This window comes from Sphingomonas sp. Leaf20 (assembly GCF_001421535.1).
Classification (GTDB): domain Bacteria; phylum Pseudomonadota; class Alphaproteobacteria; order Sphingomonadales; family Sphingomonadaceae; genus Sphingomonas.
This window is the reverse complement of record NZ_LMKN01000008.1, coordinates 118,164-132,878: the sequence shown is the minus strand read 5'-3', so window position 1 is coordinate 132,878 and position 14,715 is coordinate 118,164. Positions and strand designations below refer to the sequence as shown.

Here is a 14,715-nt window from a genome sequence, read left to right as displayed (position 1 = left end):
CCCGCGCGCGGTCATCGCTTCAGGTTGCTGACTTCCTGGAGCATGTCGTCGACCGTCGTGATGATCTTCGACGATGCGCTGTACGCACGCTGGAAGCGGATCATGTTGGTGAACTCCAGCGCCAGATCCGAGGTCGAGGCCTCGAGCTTGAACGAGTCGATCGATCCCGCGCCGAGCGACCCCGGCGGGTTGATCGCGAACGCGCCCGATTCGTCCGAAATCGAGTACGCGTTGCCCGTCGCGCGGCTGAGGCCGTCGGGGTTGGGGACGGTCGCGATCGGCAGCTGGAAGATCGCGCGGCTGGTGCCGTCCTCGAACAGCGCACTGACCCGCCCGGTGCGGGACACGCTGATCGACGAGACATTGCCGAGCGTCCCGCCATCGACCGACGAGGTGATGACCGACGACGCGCTCGAGAATTGCGTGAAGCCGGCAAGGCCGCCGTCCGACCCGAAATCGAGCGCGATCGGCTGCGCGCCCGCACCATTGGTCCATGCCGGCTGCAACGGCGTGAAGAACGCCGCGTCGCTGCCCGCCATGTCGAGGCTGCCATCGGGATTGAAGCTGATCGTGCCCCCGCGGAGCAGCCCGTTGGCCGCGCCGACGTCGCTTGCCGGGACCGCATAGATCTCGCCGGCCCAGGTGTTCGACCCGGTCTTGACCACGCCGAGCGTCAGCCGGTGCGCATTGCCCTGCTGATCATAGACGTCGAACGAGCGGTTGAAGTCGGCGGTCGCGGTTCCCGCGGCGATGTCGCCCGACGCATAGCCGGGCTGGGCCGCGGTCGTGGACTGGAAATTGGCGCGGATCTGAAGCCGGCTGGTCGCGGCGGCGGATCCGGTCAGGTCGCTGACGCGGATCGGCTCGAGCGAACCGACATTGCCGGTATTCACATAGCCGCCCGCCGCGTCGAGCCGCCAGCCCTGCAGGTACAGACCCGCGGTGTTCTTGAGAAACCCGTCCTTGTCGGGCGAGAACGAGCCCGCGCGCGTCAGCGCGACGCCGCTGGCGGGGCCGGCGCCGGTGCGCGTGACGAAGAAGCCCGGCCCGTCGATCCCGAGATCGGTCGAGCTCGACGACGCCTGGAGCAGGCCCTGTTTGGAGATCAGCGTCTTGGGCTGGGCCGCGACGCCCCCCGCTGCATAGACACTCCCCGCGCGACCGTCGCCGACGAGCGTGCTGAACTGGCTGTCGACCGCCTTGTATCCGACCGTGTTGATGTTGGTGATGTTGTCGGCGACCGACGCCATCGCGCTCGACTCGGCGGACAGACCGGACACGCCGGCAAACAGGGCGGAATACAGACTCACGGTGGGTTATCTCCCGGACGATCGGAGCGCACCGGCACTCCATTTGCATCGTTATAGGAGGGTGCGCAGCCTATCGGTCTGGCGACGCACCGATTTCTCGCGCCGATCCGGGGCGGCAAAAACTGCCGGTCACGACCGCGGGGACACCGCGCATCCTATAACGCAACCTATCGGACACGGGAGCGAATGCGATGACGTTGCGGATCACGTTGCGTGACGGCGAACAGATGGTGGTGAACGGGGCGGTGCTGCGTGCGGGCCGCCGGTGCGACCTGATCATCGAGAACCCCGCAGCGATCCTGCGCGGCCGCGAGATCATGACCCCCGGCGAGGCGAACAGCCCCGCGCGACGGCTCTATCTGGCGTGCATGATGGCGTATATCGACGACCGCCACCGTGTCGCGCATCACGACGACGTCGTCGCGCGCCTGTCCGAGTTGCTCGACGCGTTCGAGACCGAACCCGCCAAGCTCGCCTGCACGCAATTCGCGCATCTGATCGCGACCGGCGAATATTACCGCGCGCTGGCCGCCTGCCGTTCGCTGATCGCGTACGAGGCGGAGGCGTTGGGACGGTTGCAGAATGTCGCGGCATGACGCGCTGAGTCCACGGGGGCATCCACGGGGGCATCCGTCGGTGCATCCGCTCGCGATCGCGCGCGCCGCGCTGCGCGACGTACCGCTCGAACGGCATTACGGCATCGTCACCTCGGTCCGCGGGACGCTGATCGAGGTCGCGGGACTGGGGGGTGCGGCAAGCATCGGCGCGCGGCTGAGCATGGCGCTGCCGACGGGCCTGCTCGACGCCGAGGTGACCGCGCTCGATTCCGGCATCGCGCATTGCCTGCCGTTCAGCGATCCGCAGGGGCTCGCGACCGGGACCCGCGCGTTCCTCGCCGCGGGACAGGTCGCGCTGTACCCCGATTGCAGCTGGCTGGGACGGATGGTCGATGGGCTCGGCCGTCCCGTCGACGGGCTCGGCGCGCTGCCGCAAGGCATGATGCCGCGCGCGGTCCGCGCCGCACCGCCCGCCGCGGCGAGCCGCGCGCGTGTCGGGGACAAGCTCGAGACGGGCGTGCGCGCGCTCGACCTGTTCGTGCCGCTTTGCGACGGTCAGCGGCTCGGGCTGTTCGCCGGGTCGGGCGTGGGCAAGTCGGTGCTGCTGTCGATGCTCGCGCGCTGGACCGATTGCGACGTGGCGGTGATCGGGCTGATCGGCGAGCGCGGCCGCGAAGTGCAGGAATTCGTCGAGGACGATCTCGGCGCGGCAGGGCTCGCGCGCAGCGTCGTCGTCGTCGCGACGTCGGACGAGCCCGCGCTGATGCGCCGCCAGGCGGCATGGACGACGCTGGCGATCGCCGAACATTTCCGCGACCAGGGGCTCAAAGTGCTCTGCCTGATGGATTCGGTGACGCGCTTCGCGATGGCGCAGCGCGAGATCGGGCTGGCGAGCGGCGAGCCGCCTGCGACCAAGGGCTATACGCCATCGGTGTTTGCCGAGCTTCCCCGGCTGCTCGAACGCGCGGGGCCGGGCGACCGTGGCCAGGGATCGATCACGGGGGTGTTCACCGTGCTCGTCGATGGCGACGACCACAACGAGCCCGTCGCCGACGCGGTCCGCGGCATCCTCGACGGCCATGTCGTCATCACGCGCCGGATCGCCGAGCGAGGCCGCTATCCGGCAATCGACATCCTCAAATCGGTCTCGCGCACGCTGCCGCACTGCCACGCGCCCGCCGACGAGGCGCTGCGGATCGCCGCACGCCGGATCCTGTCGACCTATGGCGACATGGAGGAGATGGTCCGCCTCGGCGCCTATGCCGCGGGCAGCAGCGCGGATGTCGACACCGCGATCCGCATCGCGCCCGCGATCGAGACGCTGCTGACGCAGGGCAAGCAGGCGCGTGGCGGCGCGCGCGAATCCTTTGCCGCGCTCGAAGCGCTGCTCGCGGCACCCGCAGACGCAGCCGCAGACGCAGGCGGGGGCGCGACCGGAAACGCCGTCCCTGATCCTGCCCGCACGCTATCGGCCGGCACGCTATCGGCCCACACGTTATCGGAGCGCCCAGCATGACCCCCTATGACGCCGCATTGCGGATCGCCGAACGCAAGCTCGACGCGGTGCGCACCGCGATCGGCCTGATCGTCGCCGAGCTCGAGCGGATCGAGCACGCGCGGATCGCGATCGAGACGTCGCTGACGCGCGAGGCGGAACTCGCGTCGCGCGATCACCGGCTGACCACCGAGCATTTCTTCGTCCACGCGCGCGACCAGCATCAGCAGCTCGTCGGCGCGCGGGCGGCCGCGCATGTCCAGCTCGAGGCGCTGCGTCGCAAGGCCGTCGCGGATTACGGCGCGCAGGTCGCGCTCGAAGGCGCGGCCGCAGAGTTTCGCGCGGCGGCAGACCGCGCGCGCGATGCCGCCGAGCAGAGCGCGCTCGACGACCGCATCGGCGCCCGGCACGCCGCGCGACGACGCGCCGGCGCGGGCGTAGCCGCCACCGCCGCGCCATGACGCCCGCCTCCGCACTGGCCGCGCTGTCACCGGAGCGGCGCGCAGCGCTGATCTACGGCGCGGCGCAGGCCGAGCTGTCGGATCGCCTCTGGAAGGCCGCGCTCGGGCCCGAAGCGTCCGACACGTCGGCACGTGGCGGGACGACCGCGGACTTTCGCGACCACGACAGCCAGCTCACCGCGCTGATGAACCTGTTGTCGCTCGAGGCCACCCGGAACGGGATCGCCGCGCCTTCCCCCGCCCCGCCGCCTGCCCAATTGCCTGGCGCGCCGTCGCACGCGTCGCCCATCGGCGCGGTGTCGTCGCGCATGAGCGCTGCGCAGGGCGACACGCGCGACGCCATCGTCGATGCCGCACCGTGCAGCTTCGGGGCGAATGCGCGCTATCGCGACTGCGTCGATGCCGCGGCAGCGCGCACCGGGCTGCCCGCCGCCGCGCTCGCCGCGATCGTCGATGCCGAGGCCGCCAAGGCGTCGGATGGCAGCTGGCAAACCTATTCGCGCAATCCGCGGTCGAGCGCGGCAGGGCTTGGCCAGTTCCTCACCCGGACGTGGCAGGGGCTCGCCGAAACGCCCGGGACCTGGCTCAACCGACAGGCCGAGGCGCAGGGCTGGCTCGCGGGCGGTCGCGTCCAGGCGCATGCGCGTGGCGCGCTGCTCGCGCTGCGCTACGATCCAACCGCCGCGATCAACGGGGTCGCCGACTATGCACGACGCAATCTCGACGGATTGAAGCGCGCGGGGGTGACCGCGGACGATACCCGCGGCGTCGCGCGGCTCGCCTATCTCGGCCATCATCTCGGGCTTGGCGACGCGATCCGCTTCGTGCGCGACGGCGGCCTCGCCGGCGCGCATGCCAAGACGTTGCTCGACGCGCAGATCGGCAGCGCCGCGAGCAGCCGCAAGATTGCGCAGGCGGGCAACGCCACCGAGGCGCATCGCGACTGGATGCTGGTCTATCTCGACCGCCGCGTGCGTCCCGAAGATTTCTCGACCGCGTCCCGCCAGTCTATCGGATAGGTAATAGTGCGTATAGGATACGTTACAGGATATTAAAGCGCGAAGCCCAGAAAGACGAGGCCGGAGGGGCAGCAACGCCGCCGGTTTTCTTTGGGGGACGTTCATGTCGAAGATTACCGCCGCTCTGGAAGACGCCGTCGCTACCGTTCTTGCCAACACACCAGCCGCCGATGCCGTCCAGACCAACCGGCAGCGCGTTTACGCCGACCGTGCCTTTGCGCAGATCCTCAAGCTGATCGCGCCGCGGATTCGCCATTTCATTCGCCAATACGGCCTGACCGCGCACTGGGACGATGCCGAACAATGCTGCGCGATCGGCGTGCACCGCGCGATCCAGGCCTATGATCCGGCCAAGGCACAGTTCACCACCTTCGTGAACTGGCAGCTGCGCGGCGAGCTTCAAGGGCTGCGCTTTCGCCTGATGACCGATCAGCGTCCGTCGGCGCGCAAGGTCGCGGCCGTCACCGTGTCGCTGAGCGGGCTCGCCCGCAACGAGGACGGCGACGAGGCGGGGCTTGAGGCGATGCTGATCGACGACGGCGCGCTCGAGCGCACCGAGTCGGCGGCGTCCGCCTATCTCGCCGGCAAGACGCGCACGGTGCTGATCGACCGCTATCTCGACCATCTGCGCACCGTTGGCCTCGAGCAGCTGCAGCGCCGCGCGCGCGCCGCCGAGCCAAAGCGTGCCGCGCTGCCGGGCCAGCCGCGGTTGCGCGCCACGCTGTACCCGGTCGACCCCGCCGAACTCGCCGCACTCGAACAGAAGATCGTCGAACACCGCGACGCGATCGAGCGGCGGCTTGGCGGAACCGATGGCCATGACCATGACGGCTATCAGCCGGGCGACGACGACGCGGTGGGTCGCGAACGCGCGCGCCAGCTCGCCAAGCGCGCGGCGGGTACGATCGCCGAGCTGGCGCTGACGATGCCCGGCTTCGGCGCGTCGGACGCGCTGACCTCGCGGTGGCAGCGTGCGCGGGGCGCGACCCGCACCAATGCGGCCCACACCGGCGCTGCCGCCTGACGGCGCGGCAAGCCGCAACCGGCGGCGGCGGTTTAAATGACGCCTCGCCGCACGCCGCGATGCGGAACCTTCTAGAATAGGGTAGCCCTCCAAAAAGGTACCCTGGTGTCACCGGTTCGAAAGCCTCCCCTGCCGGATCGCGAGATATCGACGCGGTTCGGCACCGACCGTCTCGCCGCGGCGCGCGACCTGGCGACGATCGCGGGCGGGCTGCTCCAGCTCAGCGACAGCGCGCTGCTCGTGATCGCCTTGCCGAGCGATGGCTGGGGCGAGCGCGCGCCGGTCCTGCTCTGGGATCACATGCTGCGGTTGCGGACCGATCGGACTCAGTCGCTCTGGGATACGCCGACCTACGCGCCCGCGATGACCGCGCTTTGCATCGCCGCGGACACGCTGTTCGACCAGCTCACCGCGACCCGGCCGTTCCAGCTCGAGGGGAAATACCGCGGCCTCGATCTCTGCGTCGTTACCGACGGGGTCGGCGTCGGCCTGAGCGGTACCGCGCCGGCGCATCATGACGACGACGGCAGCTGGCTGCTCGATCTGGCCGGCGGCTCAGCGCCCTGCGACTCGGCACGCGGTGAGTCGCTGTACGGGGACGGGTCGAACGCGCGACGATCGCACCGGACCGCGCGGGCGGCACAGATCCTCCCGCTCGCGCCCACCGGCCCCTGGGCGCTGCTCTCGGCGGACGCGCGGGGCGCAAGCCACCATTAGGCGCCCGACCATTGGACGCCCGACCATTGGGCGCCCGACCACTACGCGCCCGACCACTGCGCGCCCGACCACTGCGCGCCGCCGCGCGTATCCCGAACGGCCGGATTGATTGCGCCGCCGGGACGTCTAAAGGATCAGCCCTTCCATATGGAAAGGGTCGGGGTGGGCGAAGTCGAGGTCAATCACAGCGCGGCGCGAACGCAAGCGTCGATGCCCCCCCCCGATCGGCGCGCAGAGATCGCGGTCGATCGCTATCGCCAGATCGTTTTTCCCAACCGCCTGCGCGAGATGCGGCACCGCCACGCTAGGCTGGCGCTGCTCCAGTTCGCAGCGCTCATCCCCCAGATATCCTATATCCGGCTTTCGAAGATCGAGCGCGGCGAGGTCTATCCGCGCGCCGACGAGATCGTCCGGATCGCGGGCGCGCTTGGCATCGCCCCGCGCGCGCTGCTGATCGATACCGATGCGCCGACGTTTGACATGGACGCGTGGTTTGCGCCGTTCGCCGAAGGGGCGGCCTCCGACGACGAGCATGAGGCACGGTTCGCGCTGTTGCTGGCCGCCGCGATCCGTGCGCGGCGCAGCGCCGATGCGACGCTGACCGCGGCGACGCTCGATGCGCGCTACGGCATCCCCCCCGTCATCCTGTCGCGGCTCGAGAACGCGCTGAAGGGTCTCTCGCGCTGGAATCCGCAGACCGTGACCGCGCTGTGCGCGCTGTTCGACACGCCGGATGTGGCGGCACTGCGTGCGCATGTCGTCGCGCTGCACGAGCAGGGTGCGCTCGATCCGTTTCTCGCGGCGATCCCCGGCGCGCCGCAGCGGCGTGCGCGTACGCGACAGCGCATCGCCGCGCTCGAGGCCGAACTCGCGGACGTGCGCCCCGCTGCGCTGGCGGCGCTGCCCGATCGCCCGGACGCGCCAGCAGCACCGCGGCAGATTCCCGCCTATGGCGCGCCCCTCGGCGCGGGCAGGATCGCAAAGACGCGGTGCGGATCGGTCGAGGCGCCCGCGCTTGCCGGGCCGCGTGCCTTCGCGGTCCGCACCGGCGCGGCGACGCTCGGCGGGGGGCTGCCCGGACAGGCGACGGTCATCGTCGACCCCGATCGCCATCCGCAACCCGGCGGGCTGGCGCTTCTCAGCGAGACCGACGAGGCAGGGATCGAATCGTACCGCCTGCTCTCGGTCGCGGTCGATCGCAGCGGCCTCCTGCAGGGATACAGCCTCAATCCCGCGCATGAGGTGGCACTCGACCCCCTGCCGCCGGGCGATGTCGCCGCGGTCGTCGCGGCCTATTTCGCCTGACCGCGCGGACGACGTCTCAGCCGCCGCGCGACAGCGCCGTCTTCAGCAACGCCTGCTGCTTGCGGTACAGGTTGGTCATCGTCGCGAAATCCGCCTGGACCTTGCCCATCTTGAGCAGCTGATCCTCGAGCGTCACGCTGTTGCCGTCGGGCTTGGTCTCGCTGATGTCGGTGTCGATCACCACATTGCCGCCATGCCGCATCGGACGTGCGCCGCGCGCTGCCATGCCGCTGGTGATCGCGACCTGTGGCCGCGCGATCCGCGCCCGGCCGCCAGCGCCGCCGTGCTGCGCGAGCAGGTCGGCGAAATCGGGCGTGGTGACCTCGCGCGCCTTGTACCCCGCGGTTTCGCTGTTCGCGATATTCTGCGCGATGACGCGCTGGCGGTCGGCGAGATGCTTCATCTCGCGCGTGATGCCTGCGAGGAGCGACGGGCCCGGGGTGGTCGGCATGCTCAGAATCCATAACTGCTGGTGGCGGACGTGCCCGACAACCGGGTCAGCGCGGCCTGGTAATTGGCGGTCTGTGCGCGCGCGATCGCGGTCGATCCGCCCTTCTGCCCCGACCGGGCGGGCGTATCGGCGAGCAACGCCTTGGTATCGTCCCAATAGAGCGATCGATAGGCGGACTGGGTGAACGAGATCGCCTGCGTGATGCGCGCCAGCGCCGCCGCCGCGTCGCGCGTGTCCGCGATCCGCAGCGTGCGGCTGAGGTCGAGCCCGAACCGGCCGCCGGGCGTGACGCGCGGGGCGCCGGGATCGGTCGCGGACGGCGCTGCGATCCGGCGCGCCTCGAGCCCGAGTCCGGGCAACGCATCCCGCCCGCCGGGCCCGGCGACGAGTTCGATCATGTTGCCCGGCTTCATGTCGATCCGCAGCGATCGGCCAGCGCTGCTCGACGGCGTCGTGACGCTGCCGACGCGGCTGCCGACGATATGGCGGACGCGGTCGGCGAGCGTCGTGATCGTATCGCCCTCGGCGATCACGATCCTGCCCGGCGCGCCGCCGTTGACGCGGATCGCGAACATGTCGCCCGCGCGCAGGCTGGTCTGCGCCTCGAGCGCCGCCGAATCGGTCGGCGTGACCGTGCCGCGGTGCAGCCCCAACGCGCCGAGGATGCTGTCGCCGCCCTTCGCGACCGCGACCTGCACCGCCTTTGCGGTTATCCCCGCGGTCCCGAATTGCGCGACGGTGTCGATCGCCCCCGTCGCGCCGTCGACGCGCGCGACGAACGCGTCGACCGTCCCGGTCCTTGCGCCACCCATTGCGCCCGCGGTCCGGCCGCCGACATGGATGTCCCCGCCCAGCCACGCCACGCTGTCCGCCTGATCCTCGCTACCGGTCGCGAGATAGGTCACGCCGGCGCCGGAAAGCGCGGCATCGACGCGCGCGACGAAGCCGTCGCGGCCCGTACCCCGCGCGTTGACCTGCGTGCCACCAAGCGCGGTATCGGTCGCGCCGACCACCGCGATGGCGCCATCATCGGCGACCGCGAGCGCACGCGCATCGCCCCGGCCCAGGTCGAGCCGACCCAGATCGGTCGTGACGCCCCCCGCGCCAAGCCTGCGGACGACCGCATGCCCGGCTTCGCTGGTCAGCGCGAGCAGCGTGCCGTCGGCAGCGACGGCGAGACTTCGCACGCCGTCGCTGCCGCGGTCCCCACTGCCCGCACTGTTGCTGTCCACGCCGTCGAACCGTCGCTGACCGACGGTTCGACCGCTGGAATCGAGATGCACGATCGTCGCGGCCGAGCCCGCGGCATCGGTCCGCCCGCCGACGAAGATCGCGCCGTCCGCCGCCACCGCGACCGCCGATGCCCGTTGCAGGCCCGGCGCGCGGATCAGGCTGGAAAACTGCTCGTCGCCCTGCGCATCGAACCGCGCGACGAGCAGGTCGCCGTCGCTCGTCGCGCCGTCGAACCCGCCGGTCACGGTGCCGGCGACGAGGATGCTGCCGTCCGGCGCCAGCGCCACCGCCGCGCCGCGCGCATCGCCGGCCGCGCCCAGCGTGCGCGTCCACAGGATCGCGCCCTCGCTGTCGAGCTTGGTCAGCGCCAGATCGGTGGCGCCGCGGATTCGATTGGCGCCGATATCGCCCGCCACCGTGCCGACGACATAGCCGAAGCCCTGTGCGTCGGTGACCATCGCGGCGGCATCGATCGCGGCGGACAAGCTGGTCGCCTTGGTCTTGCCGGTCTTGTCGGTATCGGCGGCGATCTTCAGCCGCTCGGTCGCGGGACGATCGACTGCGCCGAGCGTTGCGAAACTCCGCCGCGTCATGGCCCCCGACGGGTCGTCGATCCGTCCGAAGGCGAGGCTGCCACCTGCCCCCGCAGCGCCGCTGGCTCCGGGGCCCGCGCCTGCACTAGACACGCCCGCACCGGACACACCTGCATCGCCAATACCCCGCGCGATCATCAGCGCGTCGCCGGCGCCGGGCTGGTCGATCGCCACCGTCTCGAACCCGCCGCGCTCGATCGACAGGCCCCAGCGATCCCCCGTCTTGGCGGGCACGATCCTGACCTCCCAGCGCGGCACGGGGGCACCGTCGGCGGCGACGATCACCGCGCCCGCCGCATCCCGGCGCGGGACCGCGGCGATCGCGGTATTGATCCGGTCGGCGATCCCGTCGAGCGTCGTCTCGCCACCGAGATCGACGATCAGGCTGTCGGCCGCGGTCGCAGTCGACAGGTCGATGCGCAACGTCTCCGCGCCCGTGACGCCGGGAATGACCGACGTGCGCGTGTCGACCACGCCCTTGCCCGTGATCGTCGTCGCGGTGAGCGACGATGGCGGCGCGACCGCGATCGACTGCGCCTGCCGTGCGGTCGCGCCGAACGAGAGGTCGACCAGCCTGGAGGGCGCCGAACCGAGATATGCCTGCAGGTCGCCAAGTCCCCTGGCGAACGCGGTCTGGAGCGCGGTCCGTTCGGTGCTCCCCGTGGTCGTTTTCGCCGCGGTCTCGGCAAGCAGCCGCAGCCGGTCGAGCGCCTTGTACGTGGTGAAACTGGTCTGGACGTCCTCGGGCAGCGGACCGCTCGTCCCCGTGCCATTGCGATCGATGATCGTCGTCATCGCCTTGATCGCGGCGACCTGGCTCTGCACCGGCGGGGTCTTCGCGGCGGCCTTCCACGGCGGCGTCGTTGCCGGCGTGACGAACTGCGCGCGGGCCTTGCGTTGCGCGCGCGTCTCGACGGTCGCGGCGCTCGCCGCGAAATCCGCCACCGCGTTGGTCCCGGTCAGCATGCCGAGACCGATCAGCCCGTTCGCCAGATCCGCCATTATTGTCGTTCCATCCCGGTCACGCCGTCTCCCCTCCTATAATAGGACGGGGATGATCGCCGCGGTGCCGGATCCGGTCGGAGCTGCGCGTAAACGCCGATGCAGGAGCAGTTTTTTCGATGAACATGATGGTCCCGCCGTCCGAGCCGATCGAGATGAAGCGCTATACCGGTCCCGAGCGCGCCGCCGCGCTGATGCTGGTGCTGGGCAAGGAACACGGCGCGCCGATGTGGGAGCATCTGTCGGTCGAGGAGATCAAGGACCTCTCCTCGGCGATGGCGCAGCTCGGCCGCGTGCCCGCGTCCGTCGCCGAACACCTGCTGGTCGCGTTTTCGGGCGAGGTCGGCAGCATGAACCGGCTGCACGGGTCGTTCGAGACGACCGAGCGACTGCTGACGGGGATCCTGCCCAACGACCGCGTGCGCGAGATCATGGAGGATATTCGCGGGCCCGCGGGGCGGACGATGTGGGACAAGCTGTCGAACGTCAGCGAAGCCGTGCTCGCCGCCTATCTGCGCAACGAATATCCGCAGACCGTCGCGGTCATCCTGTCCAAGCTGAAATCGGACCATGCCGCACGCGTGCTGGGCGAACTGCCCAAGGACGTCGCGATCGACGTCGTCCAGCGGATGCTGCGGATGGAGACGGTGCAGAAGGAGGTGCTGCTCCAGGTCGAGCAGACGCTGCGCAACGAGTTCATGAACAACCTGTCGCGTGCCCAGCGACGCGACCCGCACGAGGCGATGGCCGAGGTCTTCAACGCGATGGATCGCTCGACCGAGGAGGCGATGCTGTCCGCGCTCGACGAGACCGCACCCGATTCAGCCGAGCGGATCCGCGCGCTGATGTTCACCTTCGAGGATCTGGGCAGCCTGTTGCCCGCCGCGATCGGCACGATCGTCCGACAGGCGGACAAGCGCGAGATGGCGCTGGCGCTGAAGGGCGCGCCCGAGACGATCCGCACGCTGTTCCTCAGCACGATGACCGAACGCTCCGCCAAGCTGATGCGCGAGGACATGGCGGCGATGGGCCCGGTGCGCGCGCGCGATTGCGATGCGGCGCAGGCGGCTTTGGTGCGGCTTGCCAAGTCGCTGGCGGATCGCGGCGAGATCATGCTCGTCGATCCCAAGAGCGACGACACGATGATCGTCTGAGGCAAGACCGATGGATGCCGCCTTCCATATCCGCCCGTTCGCGTTCGACCGGATCTTCCCCGCCGTCGAGACCGCGCGCGATTCCGATGATCCCGCCGCGCTGCGGGCGCACATCGCCGTGCTCGAGGCCGAAGCCGCGCTCGCCGATGTCGCGCGCGACGCAGCGCTCGGCGCGGCGCGCGACGCGGGGTTCGCGGCCGGGCTCGCCGCCGCCCGTGCCGACCGGCAAGCCGCGATGCTCGCCGCGATCGATGCGCTGCACGCGACGATCGAGGATGTCGATTCACGGCTCGAGGCGATCGCGGACGCGACCACGCGCGAGGCGGTCGTGCTGGTCGAAGTCGCGGCCGAGCTGCTGGCCGCGCGAACCCCGGCGACGCTTGCGATCGACGACGCGATTGGCCGCGTGCTGCGGCAGGTCGCGCGCGGGCAGGAGATCGAGGTCCGCGTGCATCCCGAGCTGGTCGACGAGGTCGAGCGGCTCGTCGCGGTCCGCCAGGCGGGCGACCGCCGCCGGCTTGCGATCGGCGTGACGGGCGACGCGACGCTGCCGGTCGGCGACAGTCACATCCACTGGGACCGCGGCGGCGTCCTGCTCGACGCAGCCCAGCGCAGCGAGGCGGTCCGCGCCGCGCTCGCGCTCGCGCTGCCCGGCTGATCGCCCCGCTGGTTGCCCCCCTGGTCGGGCCCCGGGTCGGTAGGCAAAGTTTTCCGCCCGGCAAAAACGGCCGCCCCGCCCGCCGCCTATAATGACAGCACGGACCACAGGCGTTCGATTGGGGGATCTGTTGGATCAGCTACGCGCCGGACTGGCACAATTGGGGCGCCAGCGATTGATGATGATGGGCGGCGTCGCCCTCGCCATGCTCGCCGCGCTCGCGTTCGTCGCGCTGCGTGGCGGCGAAAGCCGGATGGCGTTCCTCTACACCGATCTCGACCCCGCCGCGGCGCAGGCCATGGCCGACAAGCTGAAGGCGCAGGCCGTACCGTTCGAACTGTCCGCAGATGGCTCCGCGGTGCTGGCGCCCGAAGACCGGCTCGCCGAGCTGCGGATGAGCATGGCGGGCGAAAAGCTCGGCGGGAAGATCGGCTATGACGTGCTCGACGCGGAGGAGCCGTTCGGCGTCTCCGCGAGCCGCGCCAGGATGAACGAGACGCGCGCGATCGAGGGCGAACTCGCACGCTCGATCGAAACGCTCCAGAACGTCACGCGCGCACGCGTCCACATCGTCATGCCCGAGCGCGCGATGTTCGCGACCGAGACGAGCAAGGCGAGCGCCGCGGTCACGGTCAAGACGCGCGGCCGCCTGTCCGCCGAGGCGGTCCAGTCGATCCGCTATCTGGTTGCCTCGTCGGTACCCGAACTAACCCCGGAGGCGATATCGGTCGTCGATCAGACCGGCGCGCTGCTCGCGCGGGCCGGCGAGGCGGGGGTGATGGGATCGGGCGCGGCGGACGAACGCCAGGCGCAGGTCGAGGCCAAGCTGCGCGACGAGATCGAGGCGCTGCTCAAGCCGATCGTCGGCGACGGCAAGGTGCGCGCCGAAGTGTCCGCCGACATCGAGCGCGACCAGACGCGCGAGGAATCGGACGTTTTCGATCCCGACAAACAGGTCATCGCGCATCAGGTGACGGTCAACGGCAAGGACCAGAACGCCGAGACGAACCCCGCCGCGCAGCTGTCCAGCGTCGGCCAGCAGCTCCCCGAGGCGCAAGGCGCGCCGCCGGCGGCAGGAACGGGCGGCGGTCGCCAGGAGGCGCATGACGAGACGTCGGAGGACACGACCTACGACAACAGCAAGACGCACAGCGTCGTGCTGCGCGCGCCCGGACGGATCAAGCGACTGAGCGTCGCGGTGATGATCGACGGCGGCGCGAAGGGCCTGCCCGCGCCGCAGATCCAGCGGCTGACGCGGCTGGTCGAGAATGCGGTCGGCGCGGATACCGCGCGCGGCGACAGCGTGGTGATCGAGAGCATGGCGTTCGCGGGCGAAGACGCGCTCGCCGACAAGGAGGGAGGCTGGCTCGACATGCTGCCGCTCGACCGCGTCGCCGACTTCGCCAAGCTGCTGCTGATCGCGGGTGTCGGACTGATCGCGCTGCGGATGCTCAAGGCCAGGCCCGGCACCAGTGATCCCGCCGATGCCAAGGCGGATATCCTGCTGCGATCGCAGGGCACGCAGCCTGCCGCGCTGACCGGCCCCGATGGCGAACCGGTCGCGGCCGGTGGCGCGGCGGCCGACCACCAGCCCGCAATCGACCAGGAGGTCGCGCTCGATCAGGTCGATGGCCGCGTGAAGCTGTCGATCCTGCAACGCGTCGGCGAGACCGTCGCCACCTCGACCCCCGAATCCGCCTCGGTGATCCGCCAGTGGATGAACGCATGATGGAGCC

General features: G+C 70.5%; 13 protein-coding genes. 10 read left to right on the top strand and 3 right to left on the bottom strand.

Annotated elements, in window-relative coordinates; all coding sequences use genetic code 11:
- Positions 1 to 11: 11 nt before the first annotated feature.
- On the bottom strand, positions 12 to 1,310 hold the full coding sequence (locus ASE72_RS08890; protein WP_082445919.1) for a flagellar hook protein FlgE: 1,299 nt from the start codon (positions 1,308 to 1,310) through the stop codon (positions 12 to 14).
- A 191-nt stretch (positions 1,311 to 1,501) separates the two neighbouring features.
- On the opposite strand from ASE72_RS08890, the gene ASE72_RS08885 reads away from it, so the two are divergent.
- From ASE72_RS08885 to ASE72_RS08855, 7 genes are all read left to right on the top strand, one after another.
- Positions 1,502 to 1,906: a flagellar biosynthesis repressor FlbT gene (locus ASE72_RS08885; protein WP_056019814.1), complete on the top strand. Its 405-nt coding sequence runs from the start codon at positions 1,502 to 1,504 to the stop codon at positions 1,904 to 1,906.
- 40 nt (positions 1,907 to 1,946) lie between these two features.
- Positions 1,947 to 3,383 (top strand): flagellar protein export ATPase FliI, encoded by a 1,437-nt coding sequence (gene fliI / locus ASE72_RS08880; protein WP_156350327.1) that lies wholly within the window; start codon positions 1,947 to 1,949, stop codon positions 3,381 to 3,383.
- On the top strand, positions 3,380 to 3,823 hold the full coding sequence (locus tag ASE72_RS08875) for a hypothetical protein (RefSeq protein ID WP_056019811.1): 444 nt from the start codon (positions 3,380 to 3,382) through the stop codon (positions 3,821 to 3,823). Before fliI ends, ASE72_RS08875 begins: the two co-directional genes overlap by 4 nt.
- Entirely contained in the window at positions 3,820 to 4,842 is a 1,023-nt protein-coding gene (locus ASE72_RS08870; RefSeq protein ID WP_056019808.1) for a hypothetical protein, read from the top strand. Before ASE72_RS08875 ends, ASE72_RS08870 begins: the two co-directional genes overlap by 4 nt.
- Positions 4,843 to 4,945: 103 nt before the next feature.
- Positions 4,946 to 5,866: a hypothetical protein gene (locus ASE72_RS08865; protein ID WP_056019805.1), complete on the top strand. Its 921-nt coding sequence runs from the start codon at positions 4,946 to 4,948 to the stop codon at positions 5,864 to 5,866.
- A 105-nt stretch (positions 5,867 to 5,971) separates the two neighbouring features.
- Positions 5,972 to 6,583, top strand: coding sequence for a hypothetical protein (locus ASE72_RS08860; protein WP_056019803.1), 612 nt, complete (start codon positions 5,972 to 5,974; stop codon positions 6,581 to 6,583).
- A 210-nt stretch (positions 6,584 to 6,793) separates the two neighbouring features.
- Positions 6,794 to 7,888 (top strand): helix-turn-helix domain-containing protein, encoded by a 1,095-nt coding sequence (locus tag ASE72_RS08855; RefSeq protein ID WP_082445996.1) that lies wholly within the window; start codon positions 6,794 to 6,796, stop codon positions 7,886 to 7,888.
- A gap of 16 nt (positions 7,889 to 7,904) precedes the next feature.
- Here ASE72_RS08855 and ASE72_RS08850 read toward each other — a convergent pair whose 3' ends face one another.
- Entirely contained in the window at positions 7,905 to 8,339 is a 435-nt protein-coding gene (locus ASE72_RS08850; protein ID WP_056019797.1) for a flagellar basal body protein, read from the bottom strand.
- A gap of 2 nt (positions 8,340 to 8,341) precedes the next feature.
- Complete coding sequence (locus ASE72_RS21045) at positions 8,342 to 11,167, bottom strand: hypothetical protein (protein WP_056019794.1); 2,826 nt, start codon at positions 11,165 to 11,167, stop codon at positions 8,342 to 8,344.
- A gap of 119 nt (positions 11,168 to 11,286) precedes the next feature.
- Between ASE72_RS21045 and ASE72_RS08840 the strand changes: the two genes are divergently transcribed.
- The 3 genes from ASE72_RS08840 (at position 11,287) to fliF (ending at position 14,708) form a co-directional block, all read left to right on the top strand.
- Positions 11,287 to 12,321, top strand: coding sequence for a flagellar motor switch protein FliG (locus ASE72_RS08840; protein ID WP_056019792.1), 1,035 nt, complete (start codon positions 11,287 to 11,289; stop codon positions 12,319 to 12,321).
- 10 nt (positions 12,322 to 12,331) lie between these two features.
- On the top strand, positions 12,332 to 12,979 hold the full coding sequence (locus tag ASE72_RS08835; RefSeq protein WP_056019790.1) for a hypothetical protein: 648 nt from the start codon (positions 12,332 to 12,334) through the stop codon (positions 12,977 to 12,979).
- Between the two features lie 178 nt (positions 12,980 to 13,157).
- Positions 13,158 to 14,708, top strand: coding sequence for a flagellar basal-body MS-ring/collar protein FliF (fliF, locus tag ASE72_RS08830; RefSeq protein WP_200916261.1), 1,551 nt, complete (start codon positions 13,158 to 13,160; stop codon positions 14,706 to 14,708).
- The last annotated feature ends 7 nt before the right edge of the window (positions 14,709 to 14,715 follow it).